The sequence below is a fragment of the Micromonospora sp. NPDC001898 genome (assembly GCF_042891255.1).
Lineage (GTDB): Bacteria > Actinomycetota > Actinomycetes > Mycobacteriales > Micromonosporaceae > Micromonospora.
In genome coordinates this window covers 341,708-360,382 of record NZ_JBIATC010000003.1, presented here as the reverse complement: position 1 = coordinate 360,382, position 18,675 = coordinate 341,708, and the positions used below count along the sequence as shown (strand labels likewise).

Below are 18,675 nucleotides of genomic sequence, written 5' to 3'. Positions count from 1 at the left end.
GACCGGCCCCGCCTCAGCCCGGGCACAGCTTTCCCTGGTGGGCGTCGTCCGGCGCGAGTTCGCGTACGGCGTCGTCGGTGTTCGGGTCGGCCAGCAGCCCGCAGAGCCGGTCCATCACGTCGTCGACGGAGTGGCGGCCCGTGCCGGCGGTGTCCGCCAGGCGGCGCAGCGGCGGCGGCTTCCCGGCCGCCGGCAGGGCGACGCCGATCGTGCTGTTGTCCAGCACCGCCACCGGTCCGTCCGGGCCCCGGCCCAACGGCAGCACCGCCCGCCACTCCCCGGAGTGGGTGCGGCGCTCGCCGGAGCGCGCCCCGTCGGGCAGCGACCACACGCTCACCTCGGGGGTGGAGCTGGTGGACAGCTCCCGGATGTCGCTGGCGGTGGCGCTGAGCAGGTCGCGCCGCCAGGACAGCACCAGGGTCGACCCGGTCGCGTCCAGGGCGATGGACCCGTTCCGTTCCTCCGGCCGCAGGTCGATCACCGGGGCCTTCGGGCGCAGCGAGGCGGTGTCCAGGACGCTGACCCGGGCGTTGTCGCGGGTCCGGTCCCGCGTGGTGACGGCGAGCGTGCTCCAGTCCGCGCTCATCGCCACGTCGCTGATCCCGTCGACCAGGACCCGCCGGGCGGTCGCCCCGGTCAGGTCCGCGGCGGACAGGGCGATCGGCGGACCGGGCGTGCCGCCGTCGCCCGAGGGCGCCTCGACCAGCAGCGCGCTGCGCCCGCCGGGGCCCAGCCAGAGCTTGACGACCGTGCTGCGCCAGGCCAGGGTGACCCGGCCGCGTTCCGCCCCGGTGCGCAGGTCGTACAGGACGACGGTGTTTAGGTCCGCGCCCGGGTCGCCGGGCTTTCCGCTGCCCGGCGTCACGAGGGCCAGCACCTCCCCGGTGGGGTCGATGCTGATGGCCCGGACCCGCAGGGCGGCCGCCATCCCGCCCAGCGGCACCGCGAGGCTCACCCGCCGCGCCCCGGTGTCGTAGACCACGAGGCAGCTCAACGCCTCGAACAGCGAGGCGGGCCGGCAGGCGGGGTAGTCGGCCGGGTCGGGCTTCGGCAGCCCCTCGTCGTCCACCGGCGCGCCCGTCCGCAGGACGGGCACGACCGTCTGGACGAACGCGACCCGGTGGCCGGAGCGGCTGATCACGGGCCGGCCGGCGACGACGCCCGTCCGGGCCACTGAGGTCACGGCGCCGTCGCGGCGGACGGCGTCGGTCAGCTGCCACAGCGCGGGGCGGAGCGCCGCGTCCTGTGTGACCAGGTGGGTGCCGTCGGCGCTGAGCTGCTGCGACAGGTCGCTGCCGAACCACTCGCCGGTGGGCGGCTCGCCGGACGCGTCGCTGGGGGTGGGCTGCGCCCTGGTGCTCCGCGTGCCCGCGTAGTGCGGCAGCAGCGCGTCCACCCCCTCGTACCAGTCCGGGGTGCTGAATTTGAACGACACGTCGGGGTCGGTGCGCCAGGCCCGCAGCGCGAGCTGGTTCGCCCCGTAGCTGTCCACCCCCGCCCGAGCGCCGGCCTTCGTGACGAGGTCGGCGGCGGCGATCTCGGCACGCTGTTCGGCGGTGGTGCGCCACGCGCCCCCCACCGCTCCCACGACGACCACCAGGACGAGGAGGGCCGCGAGGGCCCGCCGGTTGCGCCGGCGCAGGCTGTCGGCGACGAAGGCGCGTTCGGCGGGGGCGAGCTGGTCGCCGTGCGTGCCGGCCCAGCGCCGGGCGTCGTGCAGGTCCCCGCCGGTGAGCCGACGCCGCCCCGCCGCGTCACCGGCCGGCGTGCCGGCCATCCGCAGCCGCAGCATCTCCTGCCAGGCGCGGAACTCGCGGTGCCGGTCGGTGAGCGCGCACAGCCGCTCCCACCGGGTCACCAGCGACTCGTGGGCCAGCTCGACGCCGGGCGTCGCGCCGGTGGCCCGCAGCGCCAGCAGCCGGGTGGTGGCCAACCGCTGGGCGACCGCGAGCTGCGCGTCGTCCAGGTCGGCCAGGGCGGCGGTACGGCGCACCGACAGCCCGGACTCGGGCAGCGGCCGGGTGAGCTGGACCAGCAGTCGTTCCGCCGCGTTCCGGGCCGCCGGGTCGAGGTTGCCCCACACCCGCTCGGCGTAGCCGGCCAGCGCGCCCCGCACCCCGCCCAGCTCGTCGTACGCCCGGTGTGTGAGCAGCCCGGCGTGCCGGCGCTGCCACAGCTCGGTCAGGGTGAACTGGACCAGGGGCAGCGCGTTCGGCGCGTCCCGCACGTCGTCGACGATCCGGTCGACCAGCCCGGCCTCCGCGCTCACCGTGCCGGCCCGGGCCAGCGGCCCGGTGACCACCTCGCGCAACTGGGACGGGGAGAGTTCGGCGACGGTGGCCGGCAGCCAGCGGGCGGTCAGCTCCGTCATCGCCGGCTCGCGCAGACACGCCCCGAGGAAGGTGTCCCGCAGGGCGAGCAGGACCGACACCCGCGCCCCCGGGCGCAGCGCCGCGCCCAGCGCGTCGGTCAGGCCACGGCGGGCCGCCTCCGGTTGGGCGAGCGCCTCCTCGAACTGGTCCACCACGAGGACCAGCCGGTCGGCACCGGTGGCGGCGAGCACGACCGCCAGCACGTCGGCCCCGCCCCCGTCGGCCAGCCGGGCGGCCAGGGCGGCCACCCGGTCCACCCGGTCGACCGGATTCCGGACGGTGGCGGCCGTCCCGTCCGACCGGTCCACCGGGTCCGGGTCGGTCAGCCGGTCCAGTGCCAGGGCAAGGGCGTGCAGCCCGGTGGCCGCGTCCGACGGGCGCAGGACGGCGACGGCGAGGCGCGGCGTGCGGCGCAGCCGGGCGAGCACCCCGGCGTGCAACAGCGAGGTCTTGCCGACCCCCGACGGCCCGACCAGGCAGAGCACCGGCACGGACAGCGCCTGCCGGGCGAGCTGCTCCGCCTGCTCGGTGCGGCCGAAGAAGAGCGCCTCGTCCTGCTCGCCGAACGCCCGTAACCCCCGGAACGGGGCTTCGCCCTCGGCGACCCGGGCCAGCTCCGGCCAGGCCGGCAGGAGCCGGTCGGTGGGGAGCAGGTAGCCGATCCGGGGCGGGGTGCCGCTGGCCTTCTGCACCACCATGCCGATCACGGCGTCGACCTCGGTGTCCCACACGGGTGATCCGGAGAAGCCTCTTTCCAGCGTGGACGGTCGGCGGTCGTCGCTGAGGATCTCCACCCAGCCGGTGGCGACCGCGCCGCCGGTGCGGCCGTACACCCAGCCACCCATTCTCAGGTTGGCCGGGAAGCCCACCATGACCAGTTGGGCGTCGGAGAGGCTGCGGTGCCGGGCGAAGCTGAGCGGCCTCGCCCCGGGTGGGGGCGGGGAGAGCAGCCGGAGCCCGGCGACGTCGCCGGTGTGTTCGGGGGCGACCGGCTGCCAGGCGACGACCTCGGCGGTCAGCCGGCGGCCCGGGGCGAGCAGCGGAAAGTCCACCTCGACCGCGTCGGCGGGCGGGTCGCCGTCGGCCGGGCAGCCGAGCGCGGCGGCCACCACGTGGGCGGCGGTGAGCAGGTGACTCGGCCCGGCGAGGAAGCCCGCGCCGACCGGGGTGTCGCCCTTCCAGAGGCGGACCAGAGCGGCCTCGATCGGGATGCGGCGCGTTCCGTCCACGGTCAACCCGTTCCCGTCGGTCGATCGGCAGGGGCCGGGCCGGGGGCGGCCCTCCGACCATCATGCCGGGTTCGCGCCGCCACGGGGACGAGGCCGGGCCCGGCCTCGTCCCCGTGGCGGCGGGCAGGCTGTCGGGGTCTCGGGCCCGTGCGGCGGGCAGGCTGCCGCCCCGGTGGGCCCGCCTTCCGGCGGGCAGGCTCACGCCCCCGCCGGACGCCGGGGGTACGCGGGCAGGCTACCGCCGGCCACCGCGTCGCGGCCGATCCTGCCCGCCGAACCGGACGACCGGCAATCGGGCCGGCCGACCTTTTTGATCTAGCCATTCGCATCTAGTAATGGTCTCGGCGCTTGTCGTAGTGTTCCGTCATCACTCCGAAAGACGCACCATATTGGGCGGTTGCGCCCTTTTCGATGCTGGGCGGTAGACCACAGTGAGCAAGGATCGTTCGGCAGAGGAATCTACAGTAGACGACCCTGCCTGGGTTGACGAAGTGTTGTTGGCCGGCCCGTCGACCGACGTTTGTTTCCGGCTGCCCGACCCGGTGGACCGGGGCACCCTGCGCCGGCTGGTCGGCGAGGCCCAGGCCCGGCTCGCCGAGGGCGGGCTGCGCCCCGGCGGGGCCGTCGCGCTGCGGCTGCCTCCGTCGCTGGCGTACGTGGTGAACCTGCTGGCCACCTGGCGCAGCGGCGCGCAGGCCATCCTGCTGGACCACCGGCTCACCGACCACGAGGTGGAGCGCGCCCTGGAGCGGCTCACCCCGCAGGTCGTGGTGGCCCCGGTGCGCACCGGCCCCGGCGCGCTGAAGGTCTTCGTCGACGTGACCGAGGGCGTCACCGCCCACTCGGACCGGCCGGCCGGCAGCCCGCACGCGGTGATCCAGCTCAGCTCCGGATCCACGGGACCGTCCAAGGTGATCGGTCGCAGCGCCGCCTCGCTCGTCGCCGAGGTGCGCCGCTACACCCGGATCGACGGGGTCGCGCTGCCCGGGGAACGGATCATCCTGCTGCCGTCCATGGTGCACGTGCTGGGTCTGGTGGGCGGCCTGCTCTACGGCCTGCACGCCCGGATCACGCTGGTCGCGCCGGACCGGCTCAGCGGCGACGCGGTGCTCGCCGCCGTCGCCGCCGACGACAGCCCCGCCACCGTGCTCGGCGTGCCCTTCCACATCGGACTGCTGGCCTCCACCCGGGCGACCGGCCCGCTGCCGCAGCTCAAGCGGATGACGACCGGCGGCGAGCTGGTCCCGGCGGCCGTCGTCGCCGCGTTCACCGACCGGTTCGGGGTGCCGCTGGGCAACATGTACGGGATGACCGAGGTCGGGGTGATCGGCACCGATCTGCACGGCTGGCACCGCCCGGCGATCGCCCCCGCCCCCGGCATCGAGGTGCGCGAGTCCGCCACCGGCGAGCTCTGGGTGAGCTGCCCGGAGTCGCCCTACGTCGGGCTCTCCGACCCGGACCGCTGGTCCGACGGCTGGCTGCACACCCGCGACGCCGGCACCGTCGACCCGGACACCGGCCTGGTGACCGTGCGGGGCCGGCTCGACTCCCAGGTGTCCGTGGGCGGGATGAAGGTCGACCTAACCGAGGTCGAGGCGACCCTCGCCGGGCTGCCCGGTGTCGGCGCCGCCGTGGTGGTCTACGACGACGGCATCACCGCGTACGTGCAGCCGGACGGGCCGCTGTCGGAGGAGGCGCTGGAGAAGTCGCTCGCCGAGCGTCTCGCCGGCTACAAGCGGCCCCGGACGTTGCACCTGCTCGACCGGCTGCCCCGGACCACCACCGGCAAGCTGGTCCGTTCGACCCAGGCGCTGCGGGCGGCCACGCCGTGACCGGCCTGCTCCGGCGGTCCTCCGTCGCGCCCTCGACCCTGACTGATCAATCAGTCGGCAACGATCTCGACCGCGCCGACTGCGCCGACCGGCCCGCCGACCGCCACCGCCAGCACCAGGCCGCCGGGCCCCGCCTCGGCGGCGAGCAGCGTCGGGCCGCCGGTCGGGGGCGCGGCGTCGACCTGGTCACCGTCGCCGGTCAGCCGGGGATGGCCGACCCGCAGGCCGCCCGGCCCGGGGACCGGGCGCAGCAGGCCGCCCGGCCCGTCGGGCCGGGGCATCAGCCGACCCAGGCCGCCGTCACGCAACCCCCGGCCGAGCGCCTTGCCGACGGCCTCCTTGGCCGTCCAGAGCAGCAGGAACGCCTCGGCACGCCGCTCGGCGGGCCGGTCGGCCAGCCACGCGGCCTCCTCCGGGGCGTACCAGCGGCGGGCCAGCGCCACCGCCGGCAGCTCCCGGCGCGTTTCCACGTCGACCCCGACCGGGCCGGCGCGGCGGGCCGCGACCACCACGGCGTCGCCGGCGTGACTCACGCTGACCGGCAGCCCGGCCGCGTCACCGGCGCGGACGAACGGCCGCCCCACGGCGTCGCGCCCCACCCGGATCTCCGCCTCCACCCGGCCGAGCAGCACGCCACCCGCGCGCCGCAACAGCCGCCGGGCCGCCTCCGGCCGATCGCCGGCGGTACGGCCGAACCACACGTACACGGTGTCCCGACCGGGCACCGCTGACTGGCTCACGGAAAGAGGTTAACCATGCGCGACGACGTACGCGTCTTCGTCATCGAGCAGCTCACCGACATGAACTACGACGTCGACGACATCGACGACGACACCACCCTCGGCCCCTCCGGCGTCGACCTGGAGTCGCTGGCCCTGGCCGACCTGTCCGTACGGGTCGAGGACCGCTACGGCCTGAAGTTCGCCGACGACGAGTCCGAGAAACTGGCCCTGATGACGGTCGGCGAGTTCACCACGATGATCGCCGACCGGGTCGCCGCGACGGCCGACGGCAACTCCTGATGTCCGGTCAGCCCGACCTGGGGCGAGCTGACCTGCTCACCATGCTCGCCGAGATGACCGCGAAACCGGTCGACCAGGTGTCCGACCGGGTGGGCTCGATGGAACTCGCCTGGCTGGTCCACCTCGTCGAACAGCGCTACGACCGCCGGCTCGACCTCACCGACGACCAGCTCGCCGGCATCCGGACGGTCGACGACGCACTGGCGGTGTTCCACACCTGCCTGACCGCTCCCGCAGATGGCTGAGCGGCCCGGCGTACGGATCACCGGCGTCCACGCGCTCAGCGCGCTCGGCAGGGGAGCCGAGGCGCAGCTTGCCGGGGTGCTCGCCGGCGCACCGGCGTTCCGGCCGGTCGACCGCTTCGACACCGCGGCCCGCCGGGTCGGCGTGGCGGCCACCCTGCCGGACGTCGGCCCGCTGGCCGACGAGCTGGCCGAGGCGGTGGACGCCGCCTGCACGGCGGCCCGGCTCGGCGCCGGCGACCGGGCCGGCGCGCCGCTGCTGCTCGCCGCGCACGGCGGGGCGGGTGTGCCCGAGCTGGCCGGGGAACTGGCCAGCCGGTGCGGGCTGGCCGGGGCCCCCCGGGTCTACACCAGCGCCTGCGTGTCGGCGTCCACGGCGGTGGCCGACGCGGCAGCGCTGATCGGTCGCGGCGACGTCGACCGGGTTGTCGTCGCCGCGGGCTATCTGGTCGAACCCGACCAGTACGCGCTGTTCGACGCCGGGCGGGCGTTCGCGACCGACGGTGCGGTGCGCCCGTTCAGCGCCGGCCGCCGCGGGCTGCTGCTCGGCGACGGGGTGGCCGCCGTGGTGCTGGAGTCGGCCGGGGCGGCCCGGCGGCGGGACGCGCCGACGCCGGCGTCGGTGCTCGGCTGGGGGCGGGCCGGCGACGGCCACCACCCCTGCCAGCCCGACCCGCAGGGGCGCGGGCTGGCCCGGGCGGTCGGTGCGGCCCTGCGCCGGGCCGGGCTCGACCCCGAGGAGATCGGGTACGTCAACGCCAACGCCACGGGCACCGGGTACAGCGACGCCGCCGAGGCGGCGGCCCTGCGGCTGGCCTGGGGCGAACACGCCGGCCGGGTGCCGGTCAGCTCCACCAAGGCGCTGCACGGGCACGCGCTGGAGGCGTCCGGGCTGCTGGAGCTTGTGGTGACCGTGCTCGCGGTGGGGCACGGGAAGCTGCCGGTCAACGCCGGCTGGCTCGGCCCGGACGAGGCGTGCCCGCTGGACGTCATCCGCGACGCGCCGCGCCCGGCCGCCACCGCCTACGCGCTGAGCCTCAACTCCGCCTTCGGCGGCGCCAACACCGCCCTGCTGGTGGGTGCGGCGTGACCGGGGGGCCCGACCGGGCCGGCGGGGAAGCAGCCGGCGCTCTGCGGGTGCTCGCGCAGGCGCGCTGGCCCGAGCCGGGCGACGGCGCGCCGCCGACCCTGCCCGGCTTCGTGCACTCGACGTTCAGCCCGGTCGTGGCGGCCGTCGCCGAGCGGTGCCTCACCCGCCGGCACGGCGAACGGCCGGCCCCGGAGCCGGTCGGCGCCCGGACCGCGGTGGTGCTGGTCAGCGCGGCCGGGGACCGGGCCAGCGCCGACCACGTGCACGCCACGGTCGCGCGGGGCGGGCGGCCCGGGCCGCTGTTCTTCTACCAGTCGGTGCCCAACAGCGTCGCCGGGCACGTCGCCGCGCGCTGGGGGCTGGGCGGGCCGGTGGTCTGCGTCGCCCCGACCGGGGACGACCCGCTGGCCGAGGGCACGGCCGAGGCGGAACTGCTGCGGTACGACGGCGACGCCGACGAGACATTGTTGATCATGATTGAGCAGGCACCCGACGACGCCGGTGCGGGCGTCGCGGCCGGGGATCCCGGCGACGCGCCCGGGATCCGGGCCGCCGCGGTGCTGCTGGGGGGAGGAGACCCGCGATGAGGACCAGGGGACTGCGCGGCGTGCTGGCCGCCGACACCGAACTGGGCGCCGGCAACATGCTGGCCCGGGTGCTGGCGCACGGCGCCGACCCGGACGGCCCGGGGCTGACCTTCGACACGCCGGTCGACGGGCACCCGGCTGAGCACCCGCTGACGCTGGGGCAGCTCGACGAGCTGGTCGCGGCCCGGGCCGCCTGGCTGCACGCCCGGGGCGTCAAGCCGCGCGACCCGGTCGCCGTCTGGGCCACGGCTGCCGCCGACATGGTGCTCAGCTTCCTGGCGCTGACCCGCGTCGGCGCGATCCCGGCGCTGATGAACGGCAGGCTGCGTCCCGAGATCGCCGCCGAGTACATCCGCCGGCTGCGCGGCGCGGGTGTGCTCGCCGACGACGCGCACACCGAGCTGCTGGCCGGCCACGACCTCGGCGCGCCGCTGATCGGCACCCCCGCCGAGGCCGGCGCCGGCGACCCGGCCGCCGCCCCGGCGCACTACCGGCACCATCAGGACGACCCGATCGTCATCACCCACACCTCCGGCACCACCGGCGTGCCGAAGGCGGTGCTGCACTCGCACGCGAGTCTGTTCGCCGCGACCCGGCACCTGCTGTCCATGCCGCAGGCACAGGGCACCGGCCGGATCCTCAACGCGCTGCCCGCCCCGCACACCGCGACCGTGCTGATGGTCAACCAGGCGCTGGGCAACCGGGCGGAGATGTTCCTGCTGTCCGAGCAGGGCGGGGAGCGGGTGCTCGACGCCATCCAGCGGTGGCGGCCGGACGGGGTGTTCGGGTTCTCCGTCACCTGGGCGGAGCTGGCCCGGTTCGACCTGTCCGGGTACGCCCTGGACTCGGTGCGGCTGTGGTTCAACACCGGCGACTGCTCGCACGAGCCGCACGTGCGCCGGCTCGTCGCGGTCGGCTCGCGGGACACCGTCACCCGCCAGGGAGTGGTCCGGGTGCCCGGGTCCGTCTTCATCGACGGGCTGGGCTCCAGCGAGATGGGCCACTCGATGTTCCACATCACCCACACCCGCGAGACGAACCAGTACGGCCGCTGCGTGGGCCGCCCGTACCGGTTCGCCAAGGTCGCGGTGCTCGACGCCGAGGGCAACGAACTGCCCCCGGGCCAGGTCGGCTGGCTCGGCATCGACTCCCCGTCGCTGTTCCGGGGCTACTGGAACGACTCGGTCACCACGTACCGGTTCCGGTTGCGCGGCTGGTACCTCACCGGCGACCTGGTGTACGCCGACGACGAGGGCCGGTACTACCACATGGACCGGGCGGCCGACTCCGTCGAGGTCGGCGACGGCCGGCGGTACTTCACCGCGCTGTCCGAGGAGCGGATCCTCGCCGCCTGCCCCGACGTGACCGACTGCACGGTGGTCATCGTCAAGGAGAACGACACGGTCGTCACCGACGTGCTGCTGGAGCTGGCCGCCGGCGCCGAACCGGACGTCGACCGCACCGACGCGGTGCGCGCCGCGCTGGGCTCCGACGTCGGGGCGACCCTGCGCCGGGTGGTGCCGGTGCGCTCGGAGGACATCCCGGTCACCGTGACCGGGAAGGTGCGCAAGGTGGTGCTGCGCGAGCGATACCTGACCGAGTCGCCGTCATGACCGCCGTCATCACCGGGATGGGCCTGTTCACCCCGGTCGGCCGGGGCGTCGCGGAGACCTTCGACGCCCTGCTCACCGGCCGGTCCGGGCTGACCCGCCCGGCCGACGACCACCCCGCCCGGGAGTCCCTGGAGGCGGCCGGGCTGCTGCCGCACATCGACCCGCGCACCGTCGCGTCCGGCCCGGAGACCCGGGTGCTGGACCGGATCGTGGTGCTCGCCCTGCTCGCCGCCGCCGACGCGCTCGCCGACGCCGGCATCGAGGTGGGCCGGGACGTCGACCCCGGGCGGATCGGCGTGATCGTGGGCGGGGTCGGCGGGATGTCCACCCTGGAGAGCCAGGTGCTGGCCCGGGCTGCCCGGGGACGGGCGGCGGTCAGCCCGTACCTGCTCACCGGGATCCTGCCGAACATGCCGGCGGCGCGGATCGCCATCGCCCACGGCATCCGCGGCTACAGCTCGTCGGTCGGCACCGCCTGCGCCTCCGGCGCGCAGTCGGTGGCCGACGCGGTCCGGCTGATCCGGGCCGGGGAGGCCGACGTGGTGGTCTGCGGGGCCAGCGAGGCCCCGCTGTTCCCCACCTTCGCCGACACCTTCGGCAACGCCCGGGCCCTCGCGCGGGGCTGGGCCGACCCGACCGAGGCGAGCCGGCCGTTCGACGCCCGGCGCAACGGCTTCGTGCTCGCCGAGGGGGCGGCGCTGCTGGTGCTGGAACGCGCCGAACACGCCGCCGCCCGGGGCGTCACCGGGTACGCCGAGGTGGCCGGCTACGGGGCGAACACCGACGCGTACCACCCGACCGCGCCGCGCCCGGACGGGTCGGGGGCGGCGGAGTGCATGCGCCGCGCCCTGGCCAGCGGGGGAGTGACGGCCGGCGACGTCGGCTACGTCAACGCGCACGGCACGGCCACCAAGCTCGGCGACATCGCCGAGACCGCCGCGCTCACCGCGGTGTTCGGCGACGGCGGGGTGCCCGTCAGCTCCACCAAGGCGCTCACCGGGCACCTGCTCGGCGCGTCCGGCGTGCTGGAGGCCGCGGCCACGGCGTTGGCGCTGGGTCGGGGGCTGCTGCCCCCGACCTGGAACCTCGACGACCCGGACCCGGCCTGCCCCGCCGACCACATCAGCAAGGAACCGAGGGCGGCCGCCCCGGAGCACGCGCTGACCAACTCTTTCGGGTTCGGCGGCCAGAACGTCAGCCTGCTGCTGCGACGCAGCACCGGTGCGGGTGCGCGCGCCGCCGGGCCGGGGAGGTGATCGCTCGTTCCACCCCGGGCGGTGCGCCGCCCGGGCGGCAGTCACGGGGGGACATGCGGAAGGGCTGGGAAATGGACATTCGTTCTATAGATCACATCGAACTCTACGTGGGGGACGCCCGGCAGGCCGCCTTCTACTTCGGCACCGCCGTCGGGTTCCGGCTCCACGGCCAGGGCGGCCCGGAGACCGGGCTGGCCGGGCAGCGCTCGCTGCTGCTGGGCCAGGCCGACATCCGGATGGTGCTCACCTCCGGGCTGACCGCGCAGCATCCGGCGTCGACGTACGTGCAGCGGCACGGCGACGGCATCGCGGTGGTGGCGCTGGAGGTCGACGACGCCGCCGGGGCGTACGCCGAGCTGGTGGCCCGCGGGGCGACGCCGGTGACCCCACCGACCACCTTCACCGGCGCGGACGCCGAGGTGGTGACCGCCGAGGTGGGGGGCTTCGGCGACGTGCTGCACCGGCTGGTGCAGCGCCGGGGCGACCGGCGCGAGTTCCTGCCCGGGGCGATCGAGATGGACCCGCCGACCGGCGGGGACGACGGTCTGCTCGCCGAGATCGACCACCTGGCCATCTGCGTTCCGCCGGGGCAGCTTGAGGACACCGTCGCCCACTACGAGCGGGTTTTCGGCTTCGCGCAGATCTTCACCGAGCACGTCGAGGTCGCCGGTCAGGCGATGAACTCGACCGTGGTGCAGAGCCCGTCCGGGCGGGTCACCCTGGTGCTGCTGGAGCCGGACCGCAGTCACCGGCCGGGGCAGATCGACGCGTTCCTCGCCGAGCACGCCGGGGCCGGGGTGCAGCACCTGGGGCTGCGCACCGACGACATCGTCACCGCCGTCGGCGCGCTTCGCGGGCGGGGGGTCCGCTTCGCCGGCACCCCCGGCGCCTACTACGACGACCTGGAGCGGCGGGTCGGCCCGGTCGACGCGTCGCTGGACCGGCTGCGCGAGCTGAGCATCCTGGTCGACCGCGACCACGGCGGCCAGCTGTTGCAGATCTTCACCGAGTCGATGCACGTGCGCCGCACGCTCTTCCTCGAACTGATCGAGCGGCGCGGGGCGCTGACCTTCGGCAGCGGCAACATCAAGGCCCTTTACGAGGCCAAGGAACGGGAGCTGGCCGCCACGGCCACGGCACAGGGGGTGGGAGCGTGAAGACCGTCGACATTCAGCCGGCTTTGACCGCCGAGGAGGAGGCGCTGCTGCCGTCCGAGGAGGACGTGCGGTTCTACGCCGAGCACGGCTGGTACCTGTCGAAGAAGCTGTTCACCGACGAGGAGGTGGACGCCCTGGTGGCGGCCACCGACCGGTACTACGACGGCGAGCGGGACCGCACCCTGCCGGTGCGCCCGCCGAAGCTGGCCTACTGGGACCAGTCGAAGGGCCCGGTGCAGCGGCACAACGACTACGTCCACCACGAGCACGACGGGATCGCCGCGATCCTGCGCAAGCCGCTGCTCGGGGCGGTCGCCGCCCGGCTGGCCCGGGCCGCCGAGATCCGGGTGTTCCAGTCCACGCTGATCTACAAGCCGCCGATCTCCGGCGAGCCGTCGAACATCGTGCCCTGGCACTTCGACAAGCACTACTGGTCGTCCTCGTCGTCCGAGGACATGCTCACCGCGTTCATCCCCTTCCACGACTGCGGCGAGGAGATGGGCACCATCACCATGGTCGACGGGTCGCACCGGTGGAAGGAGATCGGCGCGAACGACACCGTCGTGCGGCACTTCGCCGAGCGCGACCGCAGCCAGCTCGAGGAGATGCTGGCCGAGAACGCCGCCCACAACGGCGCCCGGATCAGCAAGATCCCCATGGTGATCCCCAAGGGACACGTGAGCTTCCACCACTGCCGCACCTACCACGGCAGCGGCGCGAACGTCAGCGGCCGTCCCCGCCGGGCGATCTCGCTGCACCTGCAGGACGGCGCGAACGCCTACCGGAAGTTCCCGCTCTCCGACGGCACCCTCGCCGCGTACAACCACGACGTGCTGGTCCGCCGCACCGACGACGGTCGGCCGGACTACGCGGACCCCGAATACTGCCCGGTCATCTGGCGCGACCGCGCCCAGCAGGAAGGCTGAACAATGTCACGGTACGACTGGGGTAGGACGCACCCGGGCATCGAGCGGCTGGAGCAGGCGGTCAGCGACCGCCGCGACGTGGTGGTCAAGCACCCGCTCTACGCCAACCTGGACACCCACGAGGCGCTGGTCACCTTCATGGAGCACCACGTCTTCGCGGTCTGGGACTTCATGTCCCTGCTGAAGTCGTTGCAGCGGCAGCTCACCTGCGTGACGGTGCCGTGGATCCCCACCGGGCCCACCGGCAGCCGCCGGCTGATCAACGACATCGTGATGGTGGAGGAGAGCGACGAGCTCGGCGAGGGCTACATCAGCCACTTCGAGCTGTACGTGCAGGGCATGCGGGAGGCCGGCGCCTCCACCACCGCCGTCGACGCGCTGATCGACCTGCTGCGCGGCGGCGCGTCGGTGACCGAGGCGCTGGTGAAGGCCGGCGTGCCCGGCCCCTCCGCCAGGTTCGCCGGCACCACCTGGAAGATCATCGAGTCGACCCCGGTGCACTGCCAGGCGGCGGCGTTCGCCTTCGGCCGGGAGGACCTGATCCCCGACATGTTCACCCAGGTCGTCGCGGTCAACGAGCGTAGCCAGAAGCTGCACAAGTTCGTCGACTACCTGGAGCGGCACATCGAGGTCGACGGGGAGCAGCACACCCCGATGGCCATGCAGATGCTGGCGGACCTGTGCGGCGACGACGACGCCAAGTGGCAGGAGTGCGCCGACACGGTCAACATGGCGCTGGCCGCCCGGGCGCAGCTCTGGGACGACATCCTCGACGCGATCAAGGAGGGTCGCCCGGCGTGACCCCCACCGATCCCGTCCGGCTGTACCGGGCGGTACGGCTGATCCGCCGGTTCGAGGAACGGGCGATCGAGCTGGTCCGCTCCGGAGCGATCGTCGGCGGCATCCATCCGTACCTCGGTCAGGAGGGGATCGCCGTCGGGGTCTGCGCCGCGCTGCGCGCCGACGACCTGGTGACCGGCACCCACCGCGGGCACGGTCACGTGCTCGCCAAGGGCGCCGACCCGGCCCGGATGCTCGCCGAGCTGCTGGGCCGGGTCACCGGGCTCAACCGGGGCCGGGGCGGGTCGATGCACGCCGCCGACCTCGGCGTCGGGGTGCTCGGCGCCAACGCCATCGTGGGCGCCGCCGGGGCCATCCTCACCGGAGCGGTGTGGGCCCGGCGGCGCCGCGGCGACGACATCGTCGGGGCGACCTTCTTCGGCGACGGCGCGGTCAACGAGGGGATGCTGCTGGAGGCGTTCAACCTGGCCGCGCTGTGGCGGGTGCCGGTGCTGTTCGTCTGCGAGAACAACGGCTACGCCACCACCATGCCCGTCGAGGGCGCGGTGGCCGGCACCATCGGCGGCCGGGCCGAGGCGTTCGGCATGCCGGCCGCCGTCGTCGACGGCCAGGACCCCGAGACGGTACGCGACGCCACGGCCGCCGCCGTCGCGCGGATGCGCGCCGGCGGCGGGCCGGAGCTGATCGAGGCCCGCACCTACCGCTTCGACGCCCACCACACCTTCGAGCACTCGGTACGCCTCGACTACCGCCCGCCCGAGGAGGTGGCCCGGGGCCGGTCCCGGGACCCTGTCGAGATCCAGGGCGGACGGCTGGCCGCCGCCGACCGGGCCGCCGTCGACGCCGAGGTCGAGGCCACCCTCGACGCGGCGGTGGAGTTCGCCCTGGCCAGCCCCGAGCCCGACCCGGCCGGCGCGCTGGAGCACCTGTACGCCAGCGGGCTGGTCGCCCGGACGGGAGGTGGCTGATGCCACGGCTGTCGTACCGCAAGGCGCTCACCCGGGCGCTCGCCGACGAGATGGCCCGCGACGAGTCGGTCTTCCTGCTCGGCGAGGACATCCGGGCGGCCGCCTCGAACGTCACCGCCGGGCTGCTGAAGAAGTTCGGGCCGGACCGGGTGCTGGACACCCCGCTGTCGGAGCAGGCGTTCACCAACTTCGCCACCGGGGCGGCCCTGGCCGGGCTGCGCCCGGTGGTGGAGTTCCAGATCCCGTCCCTGCTGTTCCTGGTCTTCGAGCAGATCGTCAACCACGCGCACAAGTTCCCGCTGATGACCGGTGGGCAGTGCGCGGTGCCGGTCACCTACCTGGTCCCGGGCTCCGGCTCGCGGACGGGGTGGGCGGGGCAGCACTCCGACCACCCGTACAGCCTGTTCGCCCACGTCGGGGTGACCACCCTCGTCCCGGCCACCCCGGCCGACGCGTACGGGCTGCTGGTCTCGGCGATCCGGCACGTCGACCCGGTGGTGCTGTTCGCCCCGGCCGGGGCGATGGACGTCCGGGCCGACGTGGACTTCGCCACCCTGGCACCGGTGCCGATCGGCCGGGGCCGGGTGCACCGGGCCGGCGACGACGTCACCGTGGTCGCGGTCGGGCACCTGGTGCACGACGCGCTCGCCGTCGCGGAGGAACTGGCCGGGCAGGTCTCGGTGGAGGTCTTCGACCCCCGCACCCTCTACCCGTTCGACTGGGACGGGCTGATCGAGTCCGTGGCCCGCACCGGCCGGCTGGTCGTGGTCGACGACTCCAACCGGTCCTGCGGCATCGCCGGGGAGATCATCGCGACCGTGGTCGAACGGGTGCGGCTGCTCGCGCCGCCCCGGCGGGTCACCCGCCCCGACGGCGCGGTGCTGCCCTTCGCCCCGGCGCTGGACCGGGCCGTGCAGCCCGGCCGCGAGCAGCTCACCGCCGCCATCCAACTCACCCTCAAGGACGGATCATGATCGATCCCAACTACCCCTGGCCGCCGCTGGACCAGGCGTGGAACGACCTGCCGGAGTCGACCCGCACGGCGATGGTGGCCGCCGGGGCTGCCGTGTGGAAGGAGGTCTTCTACGGCTGCGCGACGTACAACCAGACGTGGCGGCTGGCCCGCCCGCCGGTCATGCCGGCGGACGCCTTCCGCGAGCTGAACGAGGTCTGCGACCGGCTCGCCCAGCTCATCCTGGAGGCGTGCCAGCGGCGCGCCCGCACCGCCGGCGAGCTGACCCGACTGCTCGGCGTGCCGGCGGAGGAGACGAGGCTGCTCGACGAGTCCGAGGAGCTGTCCGAGGCGCTGCTGGCCGCGTACCGGCCGGACGTGCTGATCTCCGGAGGGGTGCCGAAGTTCGTCGAGTACAACATCGACAGCAGCCTCGGCGGCGGCTTCGACGCCGACACGGTCGTCTACCGGTACACGAAGATCTACCAGGACCAGGGCATCCTCGACGGGCTGCCGGTGCGGCCCGCCCCGTCCCTGCTGGACCAGCGGTTCGTGGCGATCCGGGACGAGCTGGCCCTGGCCGACGGGGCCCGGGTGGCGCTGCTGCTGGACTTCGACGCCGACTACCCCGGCCTGGAGACCCCGGACGACTTCATCAGGATCCTGTCCCCGTTGGCCGACCGGGCCCGGCGCTTCGGTATCGACCTGGTCATCGCCCAGCTCAAGTTGTCGACCCTGGACGAGGAGGGCCGGCTCGTCGTCAACGGCGCCCCGGTGGACGGCCTGTTCCGGCTCTTCGTGCCCAACCGGGTCCACGCCAGCCCCGGCCTGGACGCCGTGGCCGGCGCCCTCGCGGCCGGCACCCTGCCGATGTTCGTCAGCTCCGCCGCCTGGCTGCTCGGCAACAAGATCAACTTTGCCTGGCTCTGGGAGGACCTCGACTCGCTGCCCGAGGCCGACCAGGCGCTGATCCGCCGGTACGTCCCGCGTACCAGCGCGCTCACCGCCGCCGAGCTGCCCCGGGCCCTGGCCGACCAGCACGACCTGGTCGCCAAGCCCGCCGACGGCTCCGCCGGCATCGGGGTGCTCCTCGGCCGGGAGACCTCCGCCGAGGCGTGGGAGGAGGGGCTGCGCGCCGCCATCGACGAGGGCGGCTACATCCTCCAGGAGTACATGCCGGCGGACCGGGTGGCGATGGACTTCGTGCGGATGGAGACGGGGGAGACGGTCACCGCCGACGTCCCGTATAGCCTCGCGCCGTACCTGTTCGGCCGCCAGGGCTCCGGCGCCCTGGCCCGGGTCGGCTTCCCCGGCTGCGAGAGCATCCTCAACCTCGCCCGCGGCGTCCTCCTGACGGGAATCCTCCTTACCGACTGACAGCTCCGCCCCCCACCCCGCCCGGCCCCGCCCCGCGGCGTCGATCATGCACCTGTGGCCCGCCTAAAGTGGACATAAGTGAATGAACCAAGGGCCATAAGTGCATGATCGACGTCGGCCAGGCCGGTCATGCCGGGCGCGGGGGCGCGGGTGCGGGGGTGGTGGGTGGTCGGGCAGGATGGGCGGGGGGACGGGGCCCGGACGGGGTTGACGGTCGACGGGTGGCGCGCGGTGGGGTGGCGCTGGGCCGGCTCGGTGACGCCGTGCGGGCTACGCACGCCCGCCGCCGCGACCGGCACGGCCGACCAGGGCTCGACGGGTCGACGGCGGGCCGGTCGGTGCAGCGGATCATCCTCGACCGGGCGCTCGGCGACCTGGCCCGGCCAGGTGGGCGCCGAGGCGGCGGATGGTCTCGGCGGCGGCGATGGCGTCGCTGCGGGCGCTGCCGTGGCGTCCGTCGGTGCTGTACAGGCCCGGGTCGGCCACCGCCGGGTGGTCGGTCAGGTGTACGTGCAGGGTGCCCAGCCGCTCGCCCAGCGCCCGGGTGTGCGCCGACAGCCGGCGCATCCGCTCGCCCAGGCTCTCCCGCAGCCGTTCGGGCACCGCCGGGCTGTGCGACACGTCGAACATGCCCACCGTGACCACGTCCGCCCCGGCCGACTGGAGGCCGGTGACAATCGCGGCCAGCTCGGCGTCGACGGCGTCCGCGTCGTACCCCTGGCGGAACGCGTCGTTGCCGCCGCACACCACCAGGGCCAGGTCCGGGCCGAACTCCACCGCCGGGCCGAGCTGCGCCGCGCGGACCTCGTGCGCCCGCAGCCCGCGCAGCCCCAGGTTCCGGTACGCCAGCCCGGGGCGGGCCGCGTCCAACTCGGCGGCGATCCGGTCGGCCCACTGCACGTCCGGGTACCCGTCGACCGGCTCGCACAGCCCCTCGGCGACGCTGTCGCCGAGCACCACGAACCGCCGCCACGGGTGACCGGCCAGCAGCCGGGCGCTCTCCCCGGCACGAAGACAGTGTGGATCGGTCGCCTCGGTCGGGGTCGATGCCATGATCGGCACGCTAGCAGCGGGGCGGGAACGCCGCCATCGAGGCATTCAATGTGCTCGGCGGCCTCGGCGTGAGCCTTGTGCCGGCCGCGTTCGGCCTGTGGCTCGGCGGGCTGCTCGGTTGGGGCCCGTGCCGGAAGTCAGCCGGGGTTCTGGCGGCGGTTGCTGGGAGGAGCCATCGACCGTCCGGTGGTGCCTCCC

At 74.8% G+C, this 18,675-nt stretch carries 16 protein-coding genes; 13 read left to right on the top strand and 3 right to left on the bottom strand.

Going from position 1 to position 18,675, the window contains the following annotated elements:
- Nucleotides 1–13: 13 nt before the first annotated feature.
- The gene (locus tag ACFYZF_RS09470) at nt 14–3,601 is read right to left on the bottom strand and encodes a trypsin-like peptidase domain-containing protein (protein WP_387017590.1); all 3,588 of its coding nucleotides are present in this window, start codon (nt 3,599–3,601) and stop codon (nt 14–16) included.
- A 431-nt stretch (nt 3,602–4,032) separates the two neighbouring features.
- On the opposite strand from ACFYZF_RS09470, the gene ACFYZF_RS09465 reads away from it, so the two are divergent.
- Nucleotides 4,033–5,433 carry a class I adenylate-forming enzyme family protein gene (locus ACFYZF_RS09465; protein WP_387017589.1) on the top strand — a complete coding sequence of 467 codons (1,401 nt, stop codon included), beginning with the start codon at nt 4,033–4,035 and terminating at the stop codon, nt 5,431–5,433.
- Between the two features lie 50 nt (nt 5,434–5,483).
- On the opposite strand, the gene ACFYZF_RS09460 is transcribed toward ACFYZF_RS09465, so the two are convergent.
- Complete coding sequence (locus ACFYZF_RS09460) at nt 5,484–6,173, bottom strand: 4'-phosphopantetheinyl transferase family protein (protein ID WP_387017587.1); 690 nt, start codon at nt 6,171–6,173, stop codon at nt 5,484–5,486.
- A 15-nt stretch (nt 6,174–6,188) separates the two neighbouring features.
- Here ACFYZF_RS09460 and ACFYZF_RS09455 point away from each other — a divergent pair, with 15 nt between their 5' ends.
- From ACFYZF_RS09455 to ACFYZF_RS09400, 12 genes are all read left to right on the top strand, one after another.
- A complete protein-coding gene (locus ACFYZF_RS09455; protein WP_387017585.1) occupies nt 6,189–6,455 on the top strand; it encodes a phosphopantetheine-binding protein in 267 nt (88 codons plus the stop codon).
- Nucleotides 6,455–6,700, top strand: a complete 246-nt coding sequence (locus ACFYZF_RS09450) for an acyl carrier protein (RefSeq protein ID WP_387017584.1) — start codon at nt 6,455–6,457, stop codon at nt 6,698–6,700. The genes ACFYZF_RS09455 and ACFYZF_RS09450 overlap by 1 nt, the downstream gene beginning before the upstream one ends.
- The gene (locus ACFYZF_RS09445) at nt 6,693–7,787 is read left to right on the top strand and encodes a beta-ketoacyl-[acyl-carrier-protein] synthase family protein (RefSeq protein WP_387017582.1); all 1,095 of its coding nucleotides are present in this window, start codon (nt 6,693–6,695) and stop codon (nt 7,785–7,787) included. The genes ACFYZF_RS09450 and ACFYZF_RS09445 overlap by 8 nt, the downstream gene beginning before the upstream one ends.
- Nucleotides 7,784–8,374, top strand: coding sequence for a hypothetical protein (locus ACFYZF_RS09440; RefSeq protein WP_387017580.1), 591 nt, complete (start codon nt 7,784–7,786; stop codon nt 8,372–8,374). The genes ACFYZF_RS09445 and ACFYZF_RS09440 overlap by 4 nt, the downstream gene beginning before the upstream one ends.
- A complete protein-coding gene (locus ACFYZF_RS09435) occupies nt 8,371–9,987 on the top strand; it encodes a class I adenylate-forming enzyme family protein (protein WP_387017579.1) in 1,617 nt (538 codons plus the stop codon). Before ACFYZF_RS09440 ends, ACFYZF_RS09435 begins: the two co-directional genes overlap by 4 nt.
- A complete protein-coding gene (locus ACFYZF_RS09430; RefSeq protein ID WP_387017577.1) occupies nt 9,984–11,243 on the top strand; it encodes a beta-ketoacyl-[acyl-carrier-protein] synthase family protein in 1,260 nt (419 codons plus the stop codon). The genes ACFYZF_RS09435 and ACFYZF_RS09430 overlap by 4 nt, the downstream gene beginning before the upstream one ends.
- 71 nt (nt 11,244–11,314) lie before the next feature.
- Nucleotides 11,315–12,400 (top strand): 4-hydroxyphenylpyruvate dioxygenase, encoded by a 1,086-nt coding sequence (gene hppD / locus ACFYZF_RS09425; RefSeq protein ID WP_387017575.1) that lies wholly within the window; start codon nt 11,315–11,317, stop codon nt 12,398–12,400.
- The gene (locus tag ACFYZF_RS09420; protein ID WP_387017574.1) at nt 12,397–13,326 is read left to right on the top strand and encodes a phytanoyl-CoA dioxygenase family protein; all 930 of its coding nucleotides are present in this window, start codon (nt 12,397–12,399) and stop codon (nt 13,324–13,326) included. The genes hppD and ACFYZF_RS09420 overlap by 4 nt, the downstream gene beginning before the upstream one ends.
- Nucleotides 13,327–13,329: 3 nt before the next feature.
- Nucleotides 13,330–14,127 carry a DUF3050 domain-containing protein gene (locus ACFYZF_RS09415; RefSeq protein ID WP_387017572.1) on the top strand — a complete coding sequence of 266 codons (798 nt, stop codon included), beginning with the start codon at nt 13,330–13,332 and terminating at the stop codon, nt 14,125–14,127.
- Nucleotides 14,124–15,095 carry a thiamine pyrophosphate-dependent dehydrogenase E1 component subunit alpha gene (locus ACFYZF_RS09410; RefSeq protein ID WP_387017570.1) on the top strand — a complete coding sequence of 324 codons (972 nt, stop codon included), beginning with the start codon at nt 14,124–14,126 and terminating at the stop codon, nt 15,093–15,095. Before ACFYZF_RS09415 ends, ACFYZF_RS09410 begins: the two co-directional genes overlap by 4 nt.
- Nucleotides 15,095–16,069, top strand: a complete 975-nt coding sequence (locus ACFYZF_RS09405; protein ID WP_387017568.1) for an alpha-ketoacid dehydrogenase subunit beta — start codon at nt 15,095–15,097, stop codon at nt 16,067–16,069. The genes ACFYZF_RS09410 and ACFYZF_RS09405 overlap by 1 nt, the downstream gene beginning before the upstream one ends.
- Complete coding sequence (locus ACFYZF_RS09400; protein WP_387017566.1) at nt 16,066–17,424, top strand: hypothetical protein; 1,359 nt, start codon at nt 16,066–16,068, stop codon at nt 17,422–17,424. The genes ACFYZF_RS09405 and ACFYZF_RS09400 overlap by 4 nt, the downstream gene beginning before the upstream one ends.
- Nucleotides 17,425–17,772: 348 nt before the next feature.
- On the opposite strand, the gene ACFYZF_RS09395 is transcribed toward ACFYZF_RS09400, so the two are convergent.
- On the bottom strand, nt 17,773–18,477 hold the full coding sequence (locus tag ACFYZF_RS09395) for an SGNH/GDSL hydrolase family protein (RefSeq protein ID WP_387017564.1): 705 nt from the start codon (nt 18,475–18,477) through the stop codon (nt 17,773–17,775).
- Nucleotides 18,478–18,675: the final 198 nt, after the last annotated feature.

Bases quoted from the DNA above. Each gene is read 5' to 3' on its own strand.
- ACFYZF_RS09455 (WP_387017585.1), top strand. From the start codon at position 6,189: ATGCGCGACGACGTACGCGTCTTCGTCATCGAGCAGCTCACCGACATG.
- ACFYZF_RS09450 (WP_387017584.1), top strand. From the start codon at position 6,455: ATGTCCGGTCAGCCCGACCTGGGGCGAGCTGACCTGCTCACCATGCTC.
- ACFYZF_RS09445 (WP_387017582.1), top strand. From the start codon at position 6,693: ATGGCTGAGCGGCCCGGCGTACGGATCACCGGCGTCCACGCGCTCAGC.
- ACFYZF_RS09435 (WP_387017579.1), top strand. From the start codon at position 8,371: ATGAGGACCAGGGGACTGCGCGGCGTGCTGGCCGCCGACACCGAACTG.
- ACFYZF_RS09430 (WP_387017577.1), top strand. From the start codon at position 9,984: ATGACCGCCGTCATCACCGGGATGGGCCTGTTCACCCCGGTCGGCCGG.
- hppD (WP_387017575.1), top strand. From the start codon at position 11,315: ATGGACATTCGTTCTATAGATCACATCGAACTCTACGTGGGGGACGCC.
- ACFYZF_RS09415 (WP_387017572.1), top strand. From the start codon at position 13,330: ATGTCACGGTACGACTGGGGTAGGACGCACCCGGGCATCGAGCGGCTG.
- ACFYZF_RS09405 (WP_387017568.1), top strand. From the start codon at position 15,095: ATGCCACGGCTGTCGTACCGCAAGGCGCTCACCCGGGCGCTCGCCGAC.
- ACFYZF_RS09400 (WP_387017566.1), top strand. From the start codon at position 16,066: ATGATCGATCCCAACTACCCCTGGCCGCCGCTGGACCAGGCGTGGAAC.
- ACFYZF_RS09395 (WP_387017564.1), bottom strand. From the start codon at position 18,477: ATGGCATCGACCCCGACCGAGGCGACCGATCCACACTGTCTTCGTGCC.